Origin of the sequence: Micromonospora yangpuensis (assembly GCF_900091615.1) — a bacterium.
Classification (GTDB): Bacteria; Actinomycetota; Actinomycetes; order Mycobacteriales; family Micromonosporaceae; genus Micromonospora; species Micromonospora yangpuensis.
The window spans coordinates 1,443,972-1,461,476 of record NZ_FMIA01000002.1; the positions used below are offsets into that span (position 1 = coordinate 1,443,972).

Genomic DNA, 17,505 nt, shown 5'->3' on the forward strand with positions numbered 1-17,505 from the left:
GGCCGGGCGGCCACCCCGGGTAGCGTCGGGGCATGCGCTACGTCGAGCTCGACACCCCCAAGCCCATGTCCAGGATCGGCCTCGGGACCTGGCAGTTCGGTTCCCGGGAGTGGGGCTACGGCTCCGACTACGAGCAACGGGCGGCGCAGATCGTCCGCCGCGCCCTCGACCTCGGGGTCACCCTCTTCGACACCGCCGAGATGTACGGCTTCGGCCGCAGCGAGCGGATCCTCGGCGCGGCCCTCGGCGAGGACCGGAGCAAGGTGGTGGTGGCCAGCAAGATCTTCCCGCTGCTGCCGGTCGCCCCGGTGGTGCAGCAGCGGGCGGTCGCCTCGGCGACCCGGCTCGGCGTCGGCCACATCGACCTGTACCAGGTGCACCTGGCCAACCCGGTCATCGCCGACACCACCACCATGCGCGGCATGCGCACGTTGCAGGACGTCGGCCTGGTCGGCGAGGTCGGGGTGAGCAACTACAGCCTGCGCCGCTGGCAGTTCGCCGAGGCGGCGCTGGGCCGGCGGGTGCTCACCAACCAGGTCCGGTACAGCATGCTCGACCGGGGGCCCGAGGACGACCTGCTGCCGTACGCCGCCCAGGCCGGTCGGATCGTGATGGCGTACAGCCCGCTGGCCCAGGGCTTCCTCTCCGGCCGGTACGACGCCGGCAACCCGCCGAGCGGGTCGGTACGCCGGGCCAACCCGTACTTCCTGCCGGAGAACCTGGCCCGCGGCACCCAGTTGATCGAGACGTTGCGCGCGGTGGCCGACGCGCACGACGCCACCCCGAGCCAGATCGCCCTGGCGTACCTGCTGCGCCACCCGAACGTGGTGGCCATCCCCGGCGCGTCGAGCGTCGAGCAGATGGAACGCAACGCCGCCGCCGCCGAGATCGACCTCACCGACGACGAGTACGCCGCCCTGGTCACCGCCGCGAGGCAGTTCCGGCCGGTCACCGGCCTGGCCGCGGTACCCAAGCTGATCCGCGCCCGCGTCGGCCGCTGATCCGCGCCCGCGTCGGCCGCTGATCCGCGCCCGCCTCGGCCGGTGACCCGCGTCGGCCGGTGACCCGCGGTGGCCGGTGGTCCAGCGGTGGCCGGTGGTCCGTCGGTGGCCGGTGGTCCGGCGGCGGGACCGGAAAGTAGCTCGGATGTGACGTTGCGTGGCCGCCCGTTCGGTGTCCGGGCGAGCTAGCGTGGGCGGGTGACTGCGTCTGATGCGTCTACCGCGGTACCGCCGGTGCCGCCCACCGACCTGCCCGGCACCCTCGGCGAGCTGCGCGCGGCCGGGCACCGGTACCGCACCGTCAAACAGGAGCTGCGCGACAACCTGCTCGCCGCGATGCGCGCGGGCGGGGACCGCTTCCCGGGCATCGTCGGGTACGACGACACCGTGCTGCCCGAGGTCGAGCGGGCCCTGCTGGCCGGCCACGACCTGGTGCTGCTCGGTGAGCGGGGGCAGGGCAAGACCCGGCTGATCCGGGCGCTGGTCGGGCTGCTGGACGAGTGGACACCGGTGATCGTCGGCTCGGTGCTCAACGAGCATCCGCTGCACCCGGTCACCCCGGCCTCCCGAGCGCTGGTCGCCGAGGCCGGCGACGACCTGCCGGTCGGCTGGCTGCACCGTTCGCTGCGGTACGGCGAGAAGCTGGCCACCCCGGACACCAGCGTCGGCGACCTGATCGGTGACGTGGACCCGATCCGGATCGCCCAGGGGCGCACCCTCGGCGATCCGGAGACCATCCACTTCGGCCTGGTGCCCCGGACCAACCGGGGCATCTTCGCCGTCAACGAGCTGCCCGACCTGGCCGAACGGATCCAGGTGGCGCTGCTCAACGTGCTGGAGGAGCGCGACATCCAGGTCCGCGGCTACCAGCTGCGGCTGCCGTTGGACCTGCTCCTGGTGGCCAGCGCCAACCCGGAGGACTACACCAACCGGGGCCGGATCATCACCCCGCTCAAGGACCGGTTCGGCGCCGAGGTGCGTACCCACTACCCGCTCGACCTGGAGCTGGAGCTGGCACTGATCCGGCAGGAGGCCGACCTGGTCGCCGAGGTGCCCGAGCACGTGCTCGAGGTGCTGGCCCGTTTCGCCCGCGCGGTGCGCGAGTCGCCCTCGGTCGACGTACGCTCCGGCGTCTCGGCCCGGTTCGCCATCGCCGCAGCCGAGACGGTGGCCGCCGCCGCCCTACGTCGCGCCGCCCTCCTCGCCACGCCCACCACCACCCCCACCGCGCCTGCCACCACCACCCCCGCCACCACGCCCGCCGCGCCTGCCATCGGGTCCGCCGCCGCCCAGGTGTTTGGAAGGGACCCCTATACATCAGAAAGCGTTAACAGGGGGCCCTTCCTTACCGAGGGGGCGGTGGCTCGGGTGGGGGATGCGGTGTCGGTGACCAGCACCCTGCGCGGGAAGGTCGAGTTCGAGAGCGGCGAGGAGGGCCGGGAGACCGAGATCCTCGGCCACCTGCTGCGTACCGCCACCGCCGAGACGTTCCGGGCCCGGCTGGCCGGGTTGGACCTGTCCGGGTTCACCGGTCTGGTCGCCGACGGGGCGGTGATCGAGACCGGTGAGCTGGTGCCGGACGCCGACCTGCTGGGCCAGGTCGGCACCATCGGCGGGCTGGCCAAGGTGCTGGACCGGCTCGGCCTGGGTGACGCGCCCACCCCGGGGCAGGCCGCCGCCGGCATCGAGTTCGTCCTGGAGGGGCTGCACCTGACCCGCCGCCTCGGCAAGGACGTCACCGAGGACGGCCGGGCCCGCTACGGCAGCCGGGGCTGACCGTGGCCGGCAACCGGTTCCGGTACGGGCAGTGGCGCGGCGGCCCCGACCCGCTGGCACCCCCGTACGACGTGCGGGAGGCGGTCGATTCCGTCGGCGCGCAGGTGCTGGCCGGCGAGAGCCTCCGGGATGCCCTGCGGGACCTGCTGCGTCAGGGTCCGAACGGGCGGGGTGGCCTGGACGACCTGGCGGCGCGGGCCCGGCGGTTGCGTCGGGAGGCGCTGCGCCGGGGCAATCTGGACGGTGCGGTGACCCGGGCCCGGGCCCTGCTCGACCAGGCGCTCGCCGCGGAACGCGACGAGCTGCGGGGCCGTGCCGACGAGGCGGCCCGGTTCGCCGAGGCGGTGCTGGACAACCTGCCCCGCTCCACCGCCCGCGCCGTGCAGGAGCTGGACGGGTACTCCTGGGCCAGCGACGAGGCCCGGCAGACGTACCAGCGGATTCTCGACGGCCTGCGCGGCGAGGTGCTGGAGCAGCGCTTCGTCGGGCTGCGGGAGGCGGCCCGCTCCGCCGCCGACCCGGCGGCGCAGGCGCGGCTGGCCGAGCTGATGCGCGACCTGAACGACCTGCTGGCCCGGCACGCCCGGGCCGAGGACACCAGCGACGCGTTCGCCGAGTTCATGCGCCGGCACGGTGAGTTCTTCCCGGAACGCCCCCGGGACGTCGACGAGCTGGTCGACGTGCTGGCCCGGCGGTCCGCGGCCGCGCAGCGGCTACTGGGGTCGTTGACCGACCGGCAGCGCCAGGAACTGGCCGGCCTGATGCGCCAGTCGCTCGGTGACCGCCTCGACGACCAGTTGGCCACCCTGGACGCCAACCTGCGGGCGCTCCGGCCCGACCTGGGCTGGGGCCGGAGCGAGCGGGTCCGGGGCAACGAACCCCTCGGCTACTCCGAGGCCGCCGGCGCGCTCGGTGACCTGGCCGAGTTGGACGAGCTGCTGGACCAGCTCGACCAGGAGCATCCCGGGGCGACCCTGGACGACGTCGACGTCGAGGCGGTCGCCCGGACGTTGGGGCGCGACGCCGCCGACGACGTACGCCGGTTGCGGGAGCTGGAACGGGAGCTGCGCCGGCAGGGCTGGGTGGACCGGGACGCCGACGGGCTGACGTTGAGCCCGAAGGCGCTGCGCCGGTTGGCCGGTACCGCGTTGCGCCGGGTCTTCGCCGACCTCTCCGCGGGGCCGCGCGGTCAGCACGACCTGCGTTCGGCCGGGGCCGCCGGCGAGGTCAGCGGCGCGTCCCGACGCTGGGAGTACGGCGACGAGCAGCCCCTGGACGTGGTGCGCACGATCACCCGGGCGGTCCACCGGGCCGGCCCGAGCGTTCCGGTGCGGCTCACCGTCGAGGACTTCGAGGTGGTCGAGACCGAGCGGCGGGCGTCGGCGGCGGTGGCGCTCTGCGTCGACCTGTCGTACTCGATGATCTCGCAGGGCCGGTGGGGGCCGATGAAGCAGACCGCGTTGGCGCTGTCGCACCTGATGGCGACCCGGTTCCCGCAGGACGCGCTGCAGATCGTCGGCTTCGGTCGGCAGGCGGTGCCGATGACCCAGCAGGAGCTGGCCGCGGCCGAACCGGACATGGTGCAGGGCACCAACCTGCAGCACGCGTTGCGGCTGGCCGGCCGGCACCTGCGGCGGCACCCGGACGCCGAACCGGTGGTGCTGGTGGTCACCGACGGTGAGCCGACCGCGCACCTGGACCCGGTCGACGGTGAGCCGCGCTTCCACTGGCCGCCCCTGCCGGAGACCATCGAGGCCACGATCCTGGAGGTCGACCGGCTCACCCGCTACCGCGCCACGCTGAACCTGTTCATGCTCGGTGACGACCCGGGCCTGCGCCGGTTCGTGGCGGCGGTGGCCCGCCGCAGCCGGGGCCGGGTGTTCACCCCCGACCCCGACGACCTGGGCGAGTACGTCGTCTCCGACTACCTGCGCGCCCGCCACGGCCGCCGCTGACCTCCGCCCCACCCGGCTGCCCGATCCACGAAACCGTGCCCTCGACCGGGCGCTGTGGCCACTCGATCCAGGTTGTGATGGTCGGCCGGGCGCTGACGCCGCTCGATCCGGGTTGTGGTGGTCGGGCCGGGCGCTGTGGCCGCTCGATCCGGGATGCGGTGGTCGCGGCGGGTGCTGACCCCACCAGATCCAGGATGTGGTGGTGGGGTGGGCGCTGTCGCCGCTCGATCCACGATGTGGTGGTCGGTTTGGGCGCTGTGGCTGCTCGATCCTGGTTGTGGTGGTCGCGGCGGCCCTGTCGCCACTCGATCCGGGATGTGGTGGCCTCAACCGGTGCTGTCGCCGCTCGATCCACGAAAACGTGGTCCCGACGGGCGTTGACGCCGCTCGATTGGCGAGAACGTGGTCTCGGCGGACCGGGGGATCACTCGATCCACGATCGACCCCGTGAGCCGCCCGGGAGGTGGTCAGGGTGGGGTGCGTAGGGCCCGGAGTTGTTCCAGGTGGGCCGGGAGGTGGACGCGCAGGTGCAGGTCGAGGGTGCGTTCCCAGGGCAGCACCTCGTCGACGACCAGGGAGAAGCCCTCCCGTAGGTGGGTCTCGACCGGGGTCTGCGCCGCCGGGCCGAGCCGCTCGGCCAGGGTGCAGAGCTTCGAGCTGGTCGTCCGGAGCAGCCCGGCCAGCCCGGCCATCCCGCCGCACTCCGCGACCAATTCGTCCAACTGTGGGCGGTGGATGCTCGCCAGGTCGTAGTAGGCGAAGTGCGAGCCGGCCAGCACCGCCTCCATCGCCTCGTTCATCAACTCGTCGTTGGCGGCGAGGTGCGCCACGATCTGCTCGGCGGTGAGGTCCCCCTCGGCCGGCGGTCCGAACCCGCCGGCGTCGATCTCCGCGAACACCTCCTCGTACGCCTCGCGCAGCCGGCCGCTCTCCATGCCCCCAGTCAACCCCGACCGCCCGTCGGCCGGGCCGGTGACGCCCGTCGGATTCACCCGGACGGGCCACCCGGGGCGGGCGGGGCGGGTGGAACCGTCAGTTGATGGCCCACTGTTGTTCGGGGCTGCCGGTGCAGCCCACCTGGATGATCTCGGCACCGACCCCGGTGCCGGCGTCGCGGACCTGCGCGCACCGGCCGGAGGCCACGCTCACCAACAGCACCGGGCCGGAGCCGACAGCGCTCAGCCGCCACTGCTGGTTCGGCTCGCCGTGGCAGGGGAACTGCTGGATCTTCGCCCCGTCGTCGCCGCTGGCACCCTCGACGTCCAGGCACTGGCCGTACGCGGCGTTGGTCAGGGTGATCACGTCCGGTGCCACCTGGTTGGCCACCCACTGCTGCTCGGGGGCACCGGTGCAGTCGGCGAGCAGAGCGCGGGCCGTCTGGTGACCGCCCTCGGCGGCGACGCAGCGTCCGGAGCCGACGCCCTGGAACACCGTCGGTCCGGACCGACCCGCCGGGGCGGCGGCGGTGCTGGCCGAGGGGGTCGGCGTCGGTTCCGCGGTGGGGGTCGCCTCGACCGTCGAGGGGGTGGGCTCCGGCTCCGGCTCCGGTGCCGCGCTCGGCGCTGCCACGGCTGCGGCCTTCGTCGGTACCGCCGGCTGGTCACCGCCGCCGAGCACGCCGGTGGCGAAGAACACCCCCAGCAGTACGCCCACCAGCCCGACCGCCGAAGCGGCCCGCAACAGCGGATCCCGGGTCAGCCCGCCGCGGCCGACCCGTGGCGCGTCCCGCCGACGGCCGGCCCGCCCGGGATGGCCCTCCTGTCCGGTGCCGTAACCGCGGCCGCCGTACCCGCTGGCGTCCTGTCCGGTGCCGTAACCGCGGCCGCCGTACCCGCTGGCGTCCTGTCCGGTGCCGTAACCGCGGCCGCCGTACCCGCTGGCGTCCTGTCCGGTGCCGAAGCCGCGGCCGCCGTACCCGGTGTTGTCCTGCCCGGTGCCGTGTCCGCGGCGGGCGGGTGGCCCGCCGTAGACGGTGCCGGAGGTGTCACGGGACGACGGGTCGCTGACGGCCATGCTGGCATCCTCACCCGACCGGGGCCCCGATGGCCAGCCGACCCCCGCCGCCGGGTGGTCAGTCGACGACGGTCACGTCCTTCCAGAAGGCCACCCGGTCGCGGATCATTTCCGCCTCCGCCTTCGGTTCGGGGTAGTATCAGACCGCGTCGGTGCTGGCCCGGCCGTCGGACTCCAGGCTGTAGTAGGACGCGGTGCCCTTCCACGGGCAGACGGTCCGCGTCGGGGACTCCCGCAGCACGTCGTCACGCAGCGCCGCTCGGGGGAAGTAGTGGTTGCCCTCGACCACCACCGTGTCGTCGCTCTCGGCGATCACCAGGTCGTTCCAGACGGCTTTCGGCATGTCGCCAGCCTAGGTGCTGCGGGCCACGCCGCAACCCTGCCCGACATTCCGCACTCGAACGCCTACAGTGATCGCATGTGTGCGGTGCGTGCCGAGCGGGCGGCGGGTCAAGGGGAGACCGGCCACGGGAAGACCGGTCGTCCGGAGGCGGTGGCCCGGGACCGGGCGGTCGACCACGAGGCGGCGGTGCGGCGGCTACGGCGGTCGTACGCGGCGGTGCCCGCCGGGGAGACCGTACGGCTGGCCAAACGCACCTCCAACCTGTTCCGTCCCCGGGTCCAGCCCCGGGTACCGGGGCTGGACGTCAGTGGCCTGGCCGGGGTGCTCGCCGTCGACCCGGTCACCCGTACCGCCGACGTGCAGGGCATGTGCACCTACGCGGACCTCGTCGACGCCACCCTGGCGCACGGCCTGATGCCGCTGGTGGTGCCGCAGTTGCGCACCATCACCCTGGGCGGGGCGGTGACCGGGCTGGGCATCGAGTCGACCTCGTTCCGGCACGGCCTGCCGCACGAGTCGGTGCGCGAGATGGACGTGCTGACCGGCAGCGGTGAGCTGCTCACCTGCGCCCCGCAGGGCGAGCACGCCGACCTGTTCGCCGCCTTCCCCAACTCGCTGGGCAGTCTCGGGTACGCCACCCGGCTGCGCATCGAGCTGCAACCGGTACGCCGGTACGTGGCCCTGCGCAACGTCCGGTTCACCGGCCTGGCCGAGCTGACCGACGCGATCGGCGAGATCACCGAGACCCGTTCCTGGGCCGGCGAGCCGGTCGACGCGCTGGACGGGGTGCTCTTCGCCCCGGATGAGGCGTACCTGGTGCTCGGGACCTTCACCGACGACGCGGCCGGGGTCAGCGACTACACCGGCCAGGCGATCTACTACCGCTCGCTGCGCGAGCGGAAGCGGGACACGCTGCGGACCCACGACTACCTCTGGCGGTGGGACACCGACTGGTTCTGGTGTTCGGCGGCCTTCGGGGTGCAGCACCCGGTGGTACGCCGGATCTGGCCGGCGCGGTGGCGGCGCAGCGACGTCTACCACCGGCTGGTCCGCTGGGAACACCGGCACCAGGTGGCCGCCCGGATCGACAGGTGGCGCGGCCGGCCGCCCCGGGAACGGGTGGTGCAGGACGTGGAGATCCCGCTGGACCGCACGGCGGAGTTCCTGCGCTGGTTCGCCGACACGGTGCGGATGGCCCCGGTCTGGCTATGCCCGCTGCGACTGCGCGAGCCGGCCGGGCCGGGCAGCGCCACCGCCTGGCCGTTGTATCCGCTGCGACCGGGGCAGACCTACGTCAACATCGGGTTCTGGGGGAGCGTGCCGATCCCGGCCGGGGCCGCCGACGGCGACCTCAACCGGTCGATCGAGCGCGCGGTGGCCACCGCCGGGGGGCACAAGTCGCTCTACTCCGACGCGTACTACGACCGGGTGTCCTTCGAGCGGCTCTACGGCGGCCCGACCTGGCGGGCGGTGCGGGAACGGTACGACCCGGACCACCGGCTCACCGGACTCTACGAGAAGGCGGTGACCCGGCGATGAGCCTGACCGAGAAGCACCGGACCCCGGCCGACCGGGCAGATCCCGCCGGCCGGCCGCCGGGCCGCCGGACGCGCACCACCGTGGCCGACGTCGTCCGCGCGTCGACCGTCGGGGACCTGCCGGTGCGGATCACCGGGTACGACGGCAGCGCGCTCGGCCCCGCCGACAGCGGCTACACCCTGGCCATCCGTTCCGAGCGTGGCCTGTCGTACCTGCTCACCGCCCCGGGTGACCTGGGGCTGGCGCGGGCGTACGTCAGCGGTGACCTGGCCCTGCTCGGGGTGCACCCGGGCGATCCGTACCCGGCGTTGCGGCTGCTCGCCGACGAGCTGCGGCTGCGCACCCCGGGCCTGGTCGAGGCGTTGGCGCTGGTGCGGGGGCTGGGCTGGGAACGGCTGCTGCCGCCGGTGCCCCCGCCGCAGGAGGCCCCGCCCCGCTGGCGTCGGGTGCTGGGCGGGCTGCGGCACTCCCGGAGCCGGGACAGCTCGGTGATCTCGCACCACTACGACGTGTCGAACGCGTTCTACGAGCGGGTGCTCGGGCCGTCGATGACGTACACCTGTGCCGTCTTCGGCTCGCCGGACGACACCCTGGAGCAGGCCCAGTGGGCCAAGTACGAGCTGGTCGCCGGCAAGCTGGCGCTGCGGCCGGGGATGCGGCTGCTCGACGTCGGCTGCGGGTGGGGCGGCATGGTCCGGCACGCGGCCCGTGAGCACGGGGTACGCGCCCTCGGGGTGACCCTCTCCCGGGAGCAGGCCCGGTGGGCGCAGGCCGCCATCGAGAAGGAGGGGCTGACCGGGCTGGCCGAGGTACGGCACCTGGACTACCGGGACGCCCCACCGGGGCGGTTCGACGCGATCTCCTCGATCGGGCTGACCGAGCACATCGGAGTCCGCAACTACCCGGCGTACTTCGCCGCGCTGCGGGACCGGCTGAGTCCGCACGGCCGGCTGCTCAACCACTGCATCACCCGACCGGACAACCGGGCCGCGCACCGCTCCGGGGCGTTCATCGACAGGTACGTCTTCCCCGACGGCGAGCTGGCCGGGCCGGGTCGGCTGATCGGCGAGCTGCACGACGTGGGCCTGGAGGTGCAGCACGCCGAGAACCTGCGCCGGCACTACGCGCTGACCCTGGCCCGCTGGTGCGCCAACCTGGCGGCGAACTGGGACGCCTGCGTGGCCGAGGTGGGTACGGGCACCGCCCGGGTGTGGGGCCTCTACATGGCCGGGGCCCGTTTCTCCTTCGAACGCAACGGCGTCCAGCTGCACCAGGTGCTGGCCACCCCGGTCGACCCCACCGGTGAGCGGCCCTTCCCGCTGCGCCCCGACTGGACCCCCTGACCGACGCCGCGCCCCGACTGGACCGGCCAAACGACGAGTAGGTTCCGCCGGGGCGGGGTAAAGGCGAGCGATGTTCTTCATCTTCGGACTGCGCACCAAGGTGCACCGCTCGGGGGTGGTCACCGCGGTCTGCCGGTACTGCGGCAAACAGGCCGCGCAGGTGGTCACCCGCCACTCGACCAGGTTCACCCTCTTCTTCGTGCCGCTGATCCCGATCCGGACCCGGTTCGTGCGGCAGTGCACCTTCTGCGGGGCGGAGGACGTGATCAGCCGCGACGAGGCGAGCCGGGCCACGGCGCCGGTCGCTCGATGACCCGCTTCCTCTGCTGGCTGATCGGCCGACCGGCAGCCCCGGCACCGGTCCACTCGGTGCCCCGCCCGCCCTGCACCCCACGCCGCCGGCACCGCCGCCGGACCCGTCGCCCCCAGGCCGGCCACCGGCTGCCGCGCTCGCCCTGGAGCCGCTCACCGGAGCACTGACCGCCGGTCCCGCCTGGCTGCCGCCTCCGTCGGCGTGGCCACACCTCGCCGGTCCGGGCCGGCGTCGGACCCACCCCGCCGGTCCGGCGTCCAGGCGACGGTGGCGGCTATCGTGGCGGATCATGCGGAGCACCGAGCAGCGACTGGCCGAGATCCGGGGTGGGGTGCCACCTCGGCGGCACAACGCCCGTACGATCGCCGCGCTCACCGGCAACCCGGGCTGTACCCGCCGGGCGGTGCTGGACAGCGCCGGGGTGGACAAGACCGGCCTGGCGCAGCAGGTCGGGTTCCCGGCCCGGTTCGGCCAGTCCCGCTTCGCCATCACCCGGGGCAACGCCTTCGAGGCCCAGCTCAAGGCCGACGGCGGTACGGAGCTGCTGCGGCTGGTCGCCGAGCGGCTGGGCGTACCGGTGCCGGCCGAGACCAGCTGGACCGACCTGGGTGACGGCAGCGACGGCCAGCCCGACCGGCACCGGCGTTCCCGGGCCCGCCTGCTCGCCGCCGTGGGCCCGTCCACCGTGGGCCCGTCCGCCGTGGGCCCGTCCGCCGCGGGCCCGTCCGCCGTGGGCCTGTCCGCTTCGGCCCGCGACGACGAGACCGTCGGTCCCGGCCCGGCGGCGGATGCCGCGCTCTTCGACCATCCGCTGTTGGCGTTGGAGGTGGCCGGGCAGCGGGTGCACCTGGAACCCGACCTGGTCGCCGCGCGGCTCGCCGGCCGCTGGCACGTCGTCGAGATCAAGTCGTTCCCGGTGATCGACGGGCAGGCCGATCCGGCCAAGGTGGCCGCCGCCGCGATCCAGTCGGCCGTCTACGTGCTGGCCCTGCGTGACCTGCTCACCGCCGCCGGGCACCCGGCCGAGCTGGTCAGCACCGACGTGGTGCTGATCTGCCCGCGTGACTTCGGCAACCAGCCGGTGGCGAGCCTGGTCGACGTGCGCAAGCAACTGCTGGTGCTGCGCCGCCAACTGGACCGGATGGAACGGATCGACACGCTGCTGGCCGGGGTGCCGGCGGACTTCACCGCCGACCCGGCGGCGGATCCGGCGACGGTGACCGCCGCGCTGCGCCGGGTGGACGCCCGGTACGCCCCGGAGTGCCTGGCCAGCTGCGAGCTGGCGTACTTCTGCCGGCACGAGACGCGCGGGCAGACCGGTTCGCTGGGGCGTCCGGTCCGGGAGGCGCTCGGCGGGGTGGCCACCGTCGAGGAGGTGCTCGCACTGGCCGCCGGGGAGCGGACCGCCGAGCCGGACCAGGCCGAGGCCGCCGCCCTGCTGCGCGCCGCTGCCCGCCTGAGAGCCGACGCCCTGTCTGTCCCGTCGCCCGGCGACACCCTCCCGGCCCCGTCGCCCGGCGACACCCTCCCGGCCCCGTCGCCCGGCGACACCCTCCCGGCCCCGTCGCCCGGCGACACCGTCGCACCCCAGTCGCCCCGCGCCGCCGCGCCCGTGCCGCCGGGTGACGCCGCCGCGCCCGTGCCGCCGGGTGACGCCGTCGCACCCCACCCCGCATGAGTACGCTGCGCGCGCTCGCCCGCGCCCAGGCGCTCGCCGCCGGGCGGGCCCAGCCGGTGGCGACGGTACGACACCTGCACCTGGCCGAGCGCCCGTTGGTGCTGGTGCCGCTGGTGCTGGCGGGTGAGGCGAACGCCCCGCTGGCCGCCCTGGTCGGTGCGGCACCACAGGAGGCGAAGCTGCTGGTCGTGCCGCAGCCGCGCAACCGTGACCAGCGGTTCGCCTTCGCCGCCGAGCTGGCCTCGGTCGTGCTGCCCTGGATCGACGAGCACCGCGGCCCGACCGAGGCGGTACCTGTCGACCGGGGCCGGGACGTGCGGCACCGGTACACCGACGCCCCGCAGGTGGTGGTCCCCAACCCGGCCGGGGTGACGTTCCTGCGGCTGTTCGGCCGGGCCACCCGGTTCCGCCGTACCGACGGGGACTATCCGGTGCACCCGTCGGTGCCGCTGCTCGGGCAGTGGCTGACCTTCTTCGCCGAGCGGGCCGAGCATCCGGGTTCGGCGGCGACCGTGGCGCTGACCGAGGCGTTGACCCTGCACTGGGCGACCGGGCAGTCGACGGTGGAGGACCTGCACCTGCCGGCGCTGCTCGGCTGGCTCGACCCACCGGCCGGCTCGGACGGCCCCACGGCGGCGGCCCGGGCCGAGGATCCGGCGCGCTGCCCGCCGGCCGGACCGGCCACCGATCCGGAGTTCGACAACCGGGTGCTCGCCCCGGCGATGAGCGCGTACGCCGACGCCGAGGACGACCCGGACGCGCGGCGGGCGGCGTACGAACGGCTGGTCGGGGTGCTGCGTGAGCAGCTCGCGCCGACCTGGGAGCTGGCCTGGCGTGGCCTGGGGTTGTTGCGGTCGTTGTCGCCCGGCGCGCGGGTGGCGGGGCGTTTCGCCGGTGACCGGGACGCGTTCACCGCCTTCTGCGAGCACCTCGACGACTCGGGTGGCCCGCAGCCGCGCCGGGACTCGGCGGTGGCCGCCGCCGCCCGACTGCACCGGCTGGAACGGGCGGCGACCTCGTACGCGGTGCAGCGGGCCTACGACGATCCGCTGGTGATGGCCGAGTACCGGCTGACCGGCGAGGCGTTCGCCGGTGAGGTACGGCTGGCCGATCCGAAGCGGGTGGACGACAGCGGAAAACGGCCGGTGCTGCGTCCCCGGATCCAGCTGGTCACCGACGAGCCGGTGCTGGTGCCGGTCGGCGCGACCCTGACCTGCCCGGACCGGCCCGGCCAGAAGGCCCGGGTGGTCTTCGTGACCCCGGTCGACGGCACCCGGACCGAGGTGGTGCTGGAACTCTCCGGTGGCATGGGCCGAGGGTTGACCGCGCCGGCCGGCAGCGTGCCGGTGGTGGGGGAGCGGCTCTGCTACACCACGCTGTCCGAGGCGTTCCTGCCCGCCCCGGTGTTTCCCGCGCCGGAGGAGACCCCCTGGACACACGGGGGTCCGCCCGCCGCACCGGCGCCGGTGTAGTTTCCGACAGTCCGCCTCGGTCCGATGTGGATCGCGGGATGGCGGCACCTCCGGTAGCTGGCTAGGCTGACCGCGTTCGCTGTCCGTGACCGGTCCCCGCCGTGTGCAGGAGGGAGAGCCGGACCGCTGTGCTGCCCCTGGACGTGAGGTCGGGATCCGTGCCGGTGCCGTCACCGAACCGCCCGGGTCTCCCGGTGCCGTCACCGAACCGCCCGGCTCGCCTGGGCCTGTGGTTGGCCGGGGTGGTCCTGCTCGTCGAGGCGGGCTGGCTGGTGGCCGGGTTGCCGCAGGCGGCCCTGGCCAGTGACCTGGGCGCGGTGGTCGTCGCCGGCTGGGCCGCGGTGGCCTGCCTCGGTGCGGCCCGCCGGCATCCGCCGTCGCTGCGCCGGTTCTGGTGGTTGCTGGCCGCCACCATGGTGCTGTCAGGTGTCGGCCGGTCGATCTGGACGGTGCAGCGGCTGATCGGTGACACCCTGCCGCACACCCCGCTGATCGGCGCCATCTTCACCGCCGGCATCGTCACCGGCACCGCCGCGCTTTTCCTTCCGCGGTCGGCTCCCCGCACCGGGCTCGGCCGGGCCCGGACGTTGCTGGACGGGGTGATCGTCGGGCTCGCCCTGATCCCGATCGGTTGGATAGTGGTGTACGGGGACATCGCCGAGGCGGACCTCGCCTATCCACTGCGTATCCTCGGCCTGGCCTATCCGGTGCTCGACCTGATGCAGTTGACCATCCTGGTCGCGGTCGCCGGGCCGGGACGTCCGATGTGGCGGCCGTTGCCGTGGATCGGGGTGAGCCTGGCCGTGCGGGGAATGGCCGACGCGCTCTACGTCTGGCTCGTCACCCAGGGCAGCTACGCGCCGGGGCACCCGATCGATCTCTGCTGGCCGTTGAGTTACCTGCTGATCGGCGCGGCCACCCGCCATCCGCCACCGCCCGACGACGACGGTGCCGACGAGGCGACCGAGCCCCCGTTGTCGGCCAGGTGGCGGGTGGCCCTGCCGTACCTGCCGGTGGGCGGGGCGATCGTCGCGGTGGTGCTGTCCCGCCGGAGCACCGGGCAGACCCCCGAGGTGATCTTCTACGGCATGATGGCGCTGCTCGGCGCGCTGGCGTTGCGCCAGGGGTTGGCCGCCAACGAGATCCTGCGGTTGGTCGGTCGCCTGCGCCGGTTGGCCTACCGGGACCAGCTCACCGGCCTGCCCAACCGGCTGCTGTTCAACAAGCGGCTGCGGCAGGCCCTGCGTCGGGAGTCCCCGGTCGCCGTCCTGCTGCTGGACCTGGACGGCTTCAAACAGGTGAACGACCGGTTCGGCCATGCCGCCGGTGACACCCTGCTCACCAACATCGCGGCCCGGATGCGGGCCGCCGTGGACGCCGACGCCACGGTGGCCCGGCTCGGCGGCGACGAGTTCGCGGTGCTGCTCGACGGCGACCGGTCGACCCCGCCGGAGCTGCTGGCCGAGCGGCTGCTGGTGGCCCTGCGTCCCTCGGTCGGCGAGGAGGAGGCCGGCGTGCACCCCTCGGCGAGCATCGGCATCGCCGAGTACGGCCCGCAGCACGCCTCGCACACCGACCTGCTGCGCGACGCTGACATCGCCATGTACGCGGCCAAGGCGGCCGGTAAGTCCGCGTACCGGACCTGCACGTCGACGTTGCGGGAGTCGGCGGTGAGCCGGGCGGAGCTGATCGCCGAGCTGCGCCGGGCGGTCGACGAGAACCAGCTGTGCCTGGAGTTCCAGCCCATCGTGGACCTGGCCACCGGCACGGTCGGCAGCGCCGAGGCGCTGGTCCGCTGGCGGCACCCCCGGCTGGGGATGCTGCCCCCGGCGAGGTTCCTGCCGTTGGCCGAGGAGACCGGGCTGATCCTGCCGATCGACAGGTGGGTCATCCACGAGGCGTGCCGGGCCGCCGCGGCCTGGCGGGGCCGTGCCCCGCAGGCCACCGTGGCGGTGAACATCGCCGCCGCCCACCTGCACCGCTCCGACCTGATCGCCACGGTCACCGACGCCACCGCCCGCGCCGGCCTGGCCCCGGGCGCGCTCACCCTGGAGCTGACCGAGTCGGCGTTGATCGAGGGCAGCGAGGTGGTGCTGGACCGGCTGCGTCAGCTACGTGAGCTGGGTATCCGGATCGCCATCGACGACTTCGGCACCGGTTACTCGTCGCTGAGCTACCTGCACCGGATCCCGGCCACCGAGCTGAAGATCGACAGGTCCTTCGTGACCCGGCTCGGCGAGGACGACCGGGCCTACGCGACGGTGGAGATGGTCACCCGGCTGGCCGGCGCGTTCGACCTGGCGGTGGTCGCCGAGGGGGTGGAGACCGAACGGCAGCACACGGCGGTCGCCGCGATCGGCTGCGCACACGGCCAGGGCTACCGGTACGGCCGCCCCGGCGAACTGCCCGACCTGCGCGGCCGTACCGGCGTCGGCTCGCCCGCCTGACCGGGTGGCGACTACTGCGGGGGCTCCGACGGTGGGGGTTCCGGTGGCAGGTTGGGGGAGAGCCGCCGCAACGCGCCGAAGGTCGGCAGCAACGCCTCGTACAGCTCCTCGTGTAGCGGCAGCAGCGCCGCGTAGGTGGCGGCGGCGGCCGGGTCGGGGGTGACCGTCTGGTCGATGCGGACCAGGTCGGCCGCCACGTCGACCGAGGGGATCAGGCCCAGCGCCTGCATCCCCAGCAGCGCCGCGCCGAAGCTGGACCCCTCGTGCCCGGCCGGGAAGCGCACCGGCAGACCGAGCGCGTCGGCGAGCATCTGCCGCCACAGTGGGCTGCGGGCGAAACCGCCGCTGGCCCGCACCTCGCGTACCTCGTTGCCGGCGGCCTGCACCGACCGCAGCACCAGGGCCAGCTGCTGGCAGACCCCCTCCAGCGCGGCCCGGATCAGGTGTTCCCGGCGGTGGCCGTGGGTCAGCCCGACGTACGCCCCGCGCGGCAGCGCGCTCCAGTGCGGGGCCCGCTCACTGAGCAGGTACGGCAGCATGATCAGCCCGCCGGAGCCGACCGGGGCGCGGGCGGCCAGCGCCAGCAGCTCCTCCTCGGGCTGGTCGCCCAGGTCGGGGGCGAGCGCGTCGCCGGTCCAGCCGAGCACGATGCCGCCGTTGTTGATCGCGCCGCCGACCACCCAGCGTCGTTCGGTGAGCGCGTAGCAGAACACCCCGCCGAGCGGGTCGACGGCGGGCTGCTCCACCATCACCCGCAACGCGCCGCTGGTGCCGATGGAGCAGGCCAGCACGCCGGGGCGGACCGCGCCGAGGCCCAGGTTGGCCAGCGGGCCGTCACCGGCGCCGACCACCACCGGGGTGCCGGCCGGCAGTCCGGTGGCGCGGGCCGCCGCCGGGGTGAGGCCGGGCAGCACACCGGTGGTGGGGACCAGCCGGGGCAGCTGCGCCTCGGTGATGCCGGCGATGCCCAGCGCCTCCGGGTCCCAGGCCAGCCGGTGGATGTCGAACAGCCCGGTGCCGGAGGCCAGCGAGTGGTCGGTGACCAGCTCACCGCAGAGCCGCCGCAGGACCAGGTCCTTGCTGCCCACCCAGTGCGCGACCTGCTCGAAGAGCCGGATCTTCTGCTCGGCGTACCAGACCAGTTTGGGCAGTGGGGCCATCGGGTGCACGGGGGTGCCGGTCCGGCGGTGCAGGGCCAGCGCGTTGGCCCCGGCGCGCAGCCGTTCGGCCTGCCCGCTGGCGCGCGAGTCGGCCCAGGTGAGCACGGGGGTCAGCGGTTCGCCGTGTACGTCGAGGCCGATCAGGCTGTGCATCGCCGAGCTGAACGACAACCCGGCGACCGGCCGGGCCAGCCCGGCGACGACCACCCGGACGGTCTCCAGCACGGCGGCATGGATCAGCTCGAAGTCCTGTTCGGCGTGACCGGGCCGGGGCGCGTCGAGCGGGTAACCGACCGCGTGGCTGCCGAGCTGCCGCCCGTCGGTGTCGTAGGCCACCGCCTTGGTGCTGGTGGTGCCGATGTCGACGCCGATCACCACCGGTCGGTCGGCTGCGGAGCCTCCCACGCGCGCACCCCCTGACTCCCGCGCCGAGTCCGGCGCGAATTTATCATTCGATCGGATGAT

11 protein-coding genes and 2 pseudogenes are annotated in these 17,505 nt (G+C 74.2%); 9 read left to right on the forward strand and 4 right to left on the reverse strand.

Annotated elements, in window-relative coordinates; translation table 11 throughout:
• Positions 1 to 32: 32 nt before the first annotated feature.
• From GA0070617_RS06810 to GA0070617_RS06820, 3 genes are all read left to right on the forward strand, one after another.
• Positions 33 to 1,001 carry an aldo/keto reductase gene (locus GA0070617_RS06810; RefSeq protein ID WP_091434989.1) on the forward strand — a complete coding sequence of 323 codons (969 nt, stop codon included), beginning with the start codon at positions 33 to 35 and terminating at the stop codon, positions 999 to 1,001.
• Between the two features lie 198 nt (positions 1,002 to 1,199).
• Positions 1,200 to 2,777: a magnesium chelatase ATPase subunit I gene (locus GA0070617_RS06815; protein ID WP_091434992.1), complete on the forward strand. Its 1,578-nt coding sequence runs from the start codon at positions 1,200 to 1,202 to the stop codon at positions 2,775 to 2,777.
• 2 nt (positions 2,778 to 2,779) lie between these two features.
• A complete protein-coding gene (locus GA0070617_RS06820) occupies positions 2,780 to 4,732 on the forward strand; it encodes a vWA domain-containing protein (RefSeq protein ID WP_091434994.1) in 1,953 nt (650 codons plus the stop codon).
• 467 nt (positions 4,733 to 5,199) lie between these two features.
• Here the strand turns inward: GA0070617_RS06820 and GA0070617_RS06825 are convergent, their stop codons facing one another.
• The 3 genes and pseudogenes from GA0070617_RS06825 to GA0070617_RS06835 all read right to left on the reverse strand — a co-directional run bounded on the left by GA0070617_RS06825 (position 5,200) and on the right by GA0070617_RS06835 (position 7,088).
• Positions 5,200 to 5,667, reverse strand: a complete 468-nt coding sequence (locus GA0070617_RS06825; protein ID WP_091434996.1) for a hypothetical protein — start codon at positions 5,665 to 5,667, stop codon at positions 5,200 to 5,202.
• 97 nt (positions 5,668 to 5,764) lie between these two features.
• On the reverse strand, positions 5,765 to 6,745 hold the full coding sequence (locus tag GA0070617_RS06830) for an RICIN domain-containing protein (protein WP_217628774.1): 981 nt from the start codon (positions 6,743 to 6,745) through the stop codon (positions 5,765 to 5,767).
• A gap of 58 nt (positions 6,746 to 6,803) precedes the next feature.
• Positions 6,804 to 7,088: pseudogene (locus GA0070617_RS06835) on the reverse strand (DUF427 domain-containing protein).
• Between the two features lie 186 nt (positions 7,089 to 7,274).
• On the opposite strand from GA0070617_RS06835, the gene GA0070617_RS06840 reads away from it, so the two are divergent.
• The 6 genes and pseudogenes from GA0070617_RS06840 to GA0070617_RS06865 all read left to right on the forward strand — a co-directional run bounded on the left by GA0070617_RS06840 (position 7,275) and on the right by GA0070617_RS06865 (position 15,880).
• A complete protein-coding gene (locus GA0070617_RS06840) occupies positions 7,275 to 8,627 on the forward strand; it encodes an FAD-binding oxidoreductase (RefSeq protein WP_229688177.1) in 1,353 nt (450 codons plus the stop codon).
• A complete protein-coding gene (locus GA0070617_RS06845; protein WP_091435001.1) occupies positions 8,624 to 9,970 on the forward strand; it encodes a class I SAM-dependent methyltransferase in 1,347 nt (448 codons plus the stop codon). The genes GA0070617_RS06840 and GA0070617_RS06845 overlap by 4 nt, the downstream gene beginning before the upstream one ends.
• Positions 9,971 to 10,040: 70 nt before the next feature.
• On the forward strand, positions 10,041 to 10,283 hold the full coding sequence (locus GA0070617_RS06850) for a zinc-ribbon domain-containing protein (RefSeq protein ID WP_091435003.1): 243 nt from the start codon (positions 10,041 to 10,043) through the stop codon (positions 10,281 to 10,283).
• 289 nt (positions 10,284 to 10,572) lie between these two features.
• Positions 10,573 to 11,760, forward strand: a pseudogene (locus GA0070617_RS06855) (hypothetical protein); the annotation flags it as partial.
• 197 nt (positions 11,761 to 11,957) lie between these two features.
• Positions 11,958 to 13,433, forward strand: a complete 1,476-nt coding sequence (locus tag GA0070617_RS06860; RefSeq protein WP_091435005.1) for a hypothetical protein — start codon at positions 11,958 to 11,960, stop codon at positions 13,431 to 13,433.
• A gap of 194 nt (positions 13,434 to 13,627) precedes the next feature.
• Positions 13,628 to 15,880 (forward strand): putative bifunctional diguanylate cyclase/phosphodiesterase, encoded by a 2,253-nt coding sequence (locus tag GA0070617_RS06865; protein WP_175440456.1) that lies wholly within the window; start codon positions 13,628 to 13,630, stop codon positions 15,878 to 15,880.
• Between the two features lie 11 nt (positions 15,881 to 15,891).
• On the opposite strand, the gene GA0070617_RS06870 is transcribed toward GA0070617_RS06865, so the two are convergent.
• Positions 15,892 to 17,445, reverse strand: coding sequence for a gluconokinase (locus tag GA0070617_RS06870; RefSeq protein ID WP_229688123.1), 1,554 nt, complete (start codon positions 17,443 to 17,445; stop codon positions 15,892 to 15,894).
• Positions 17,446 to 17,505 lie beyond the last annotated feature (60 nt).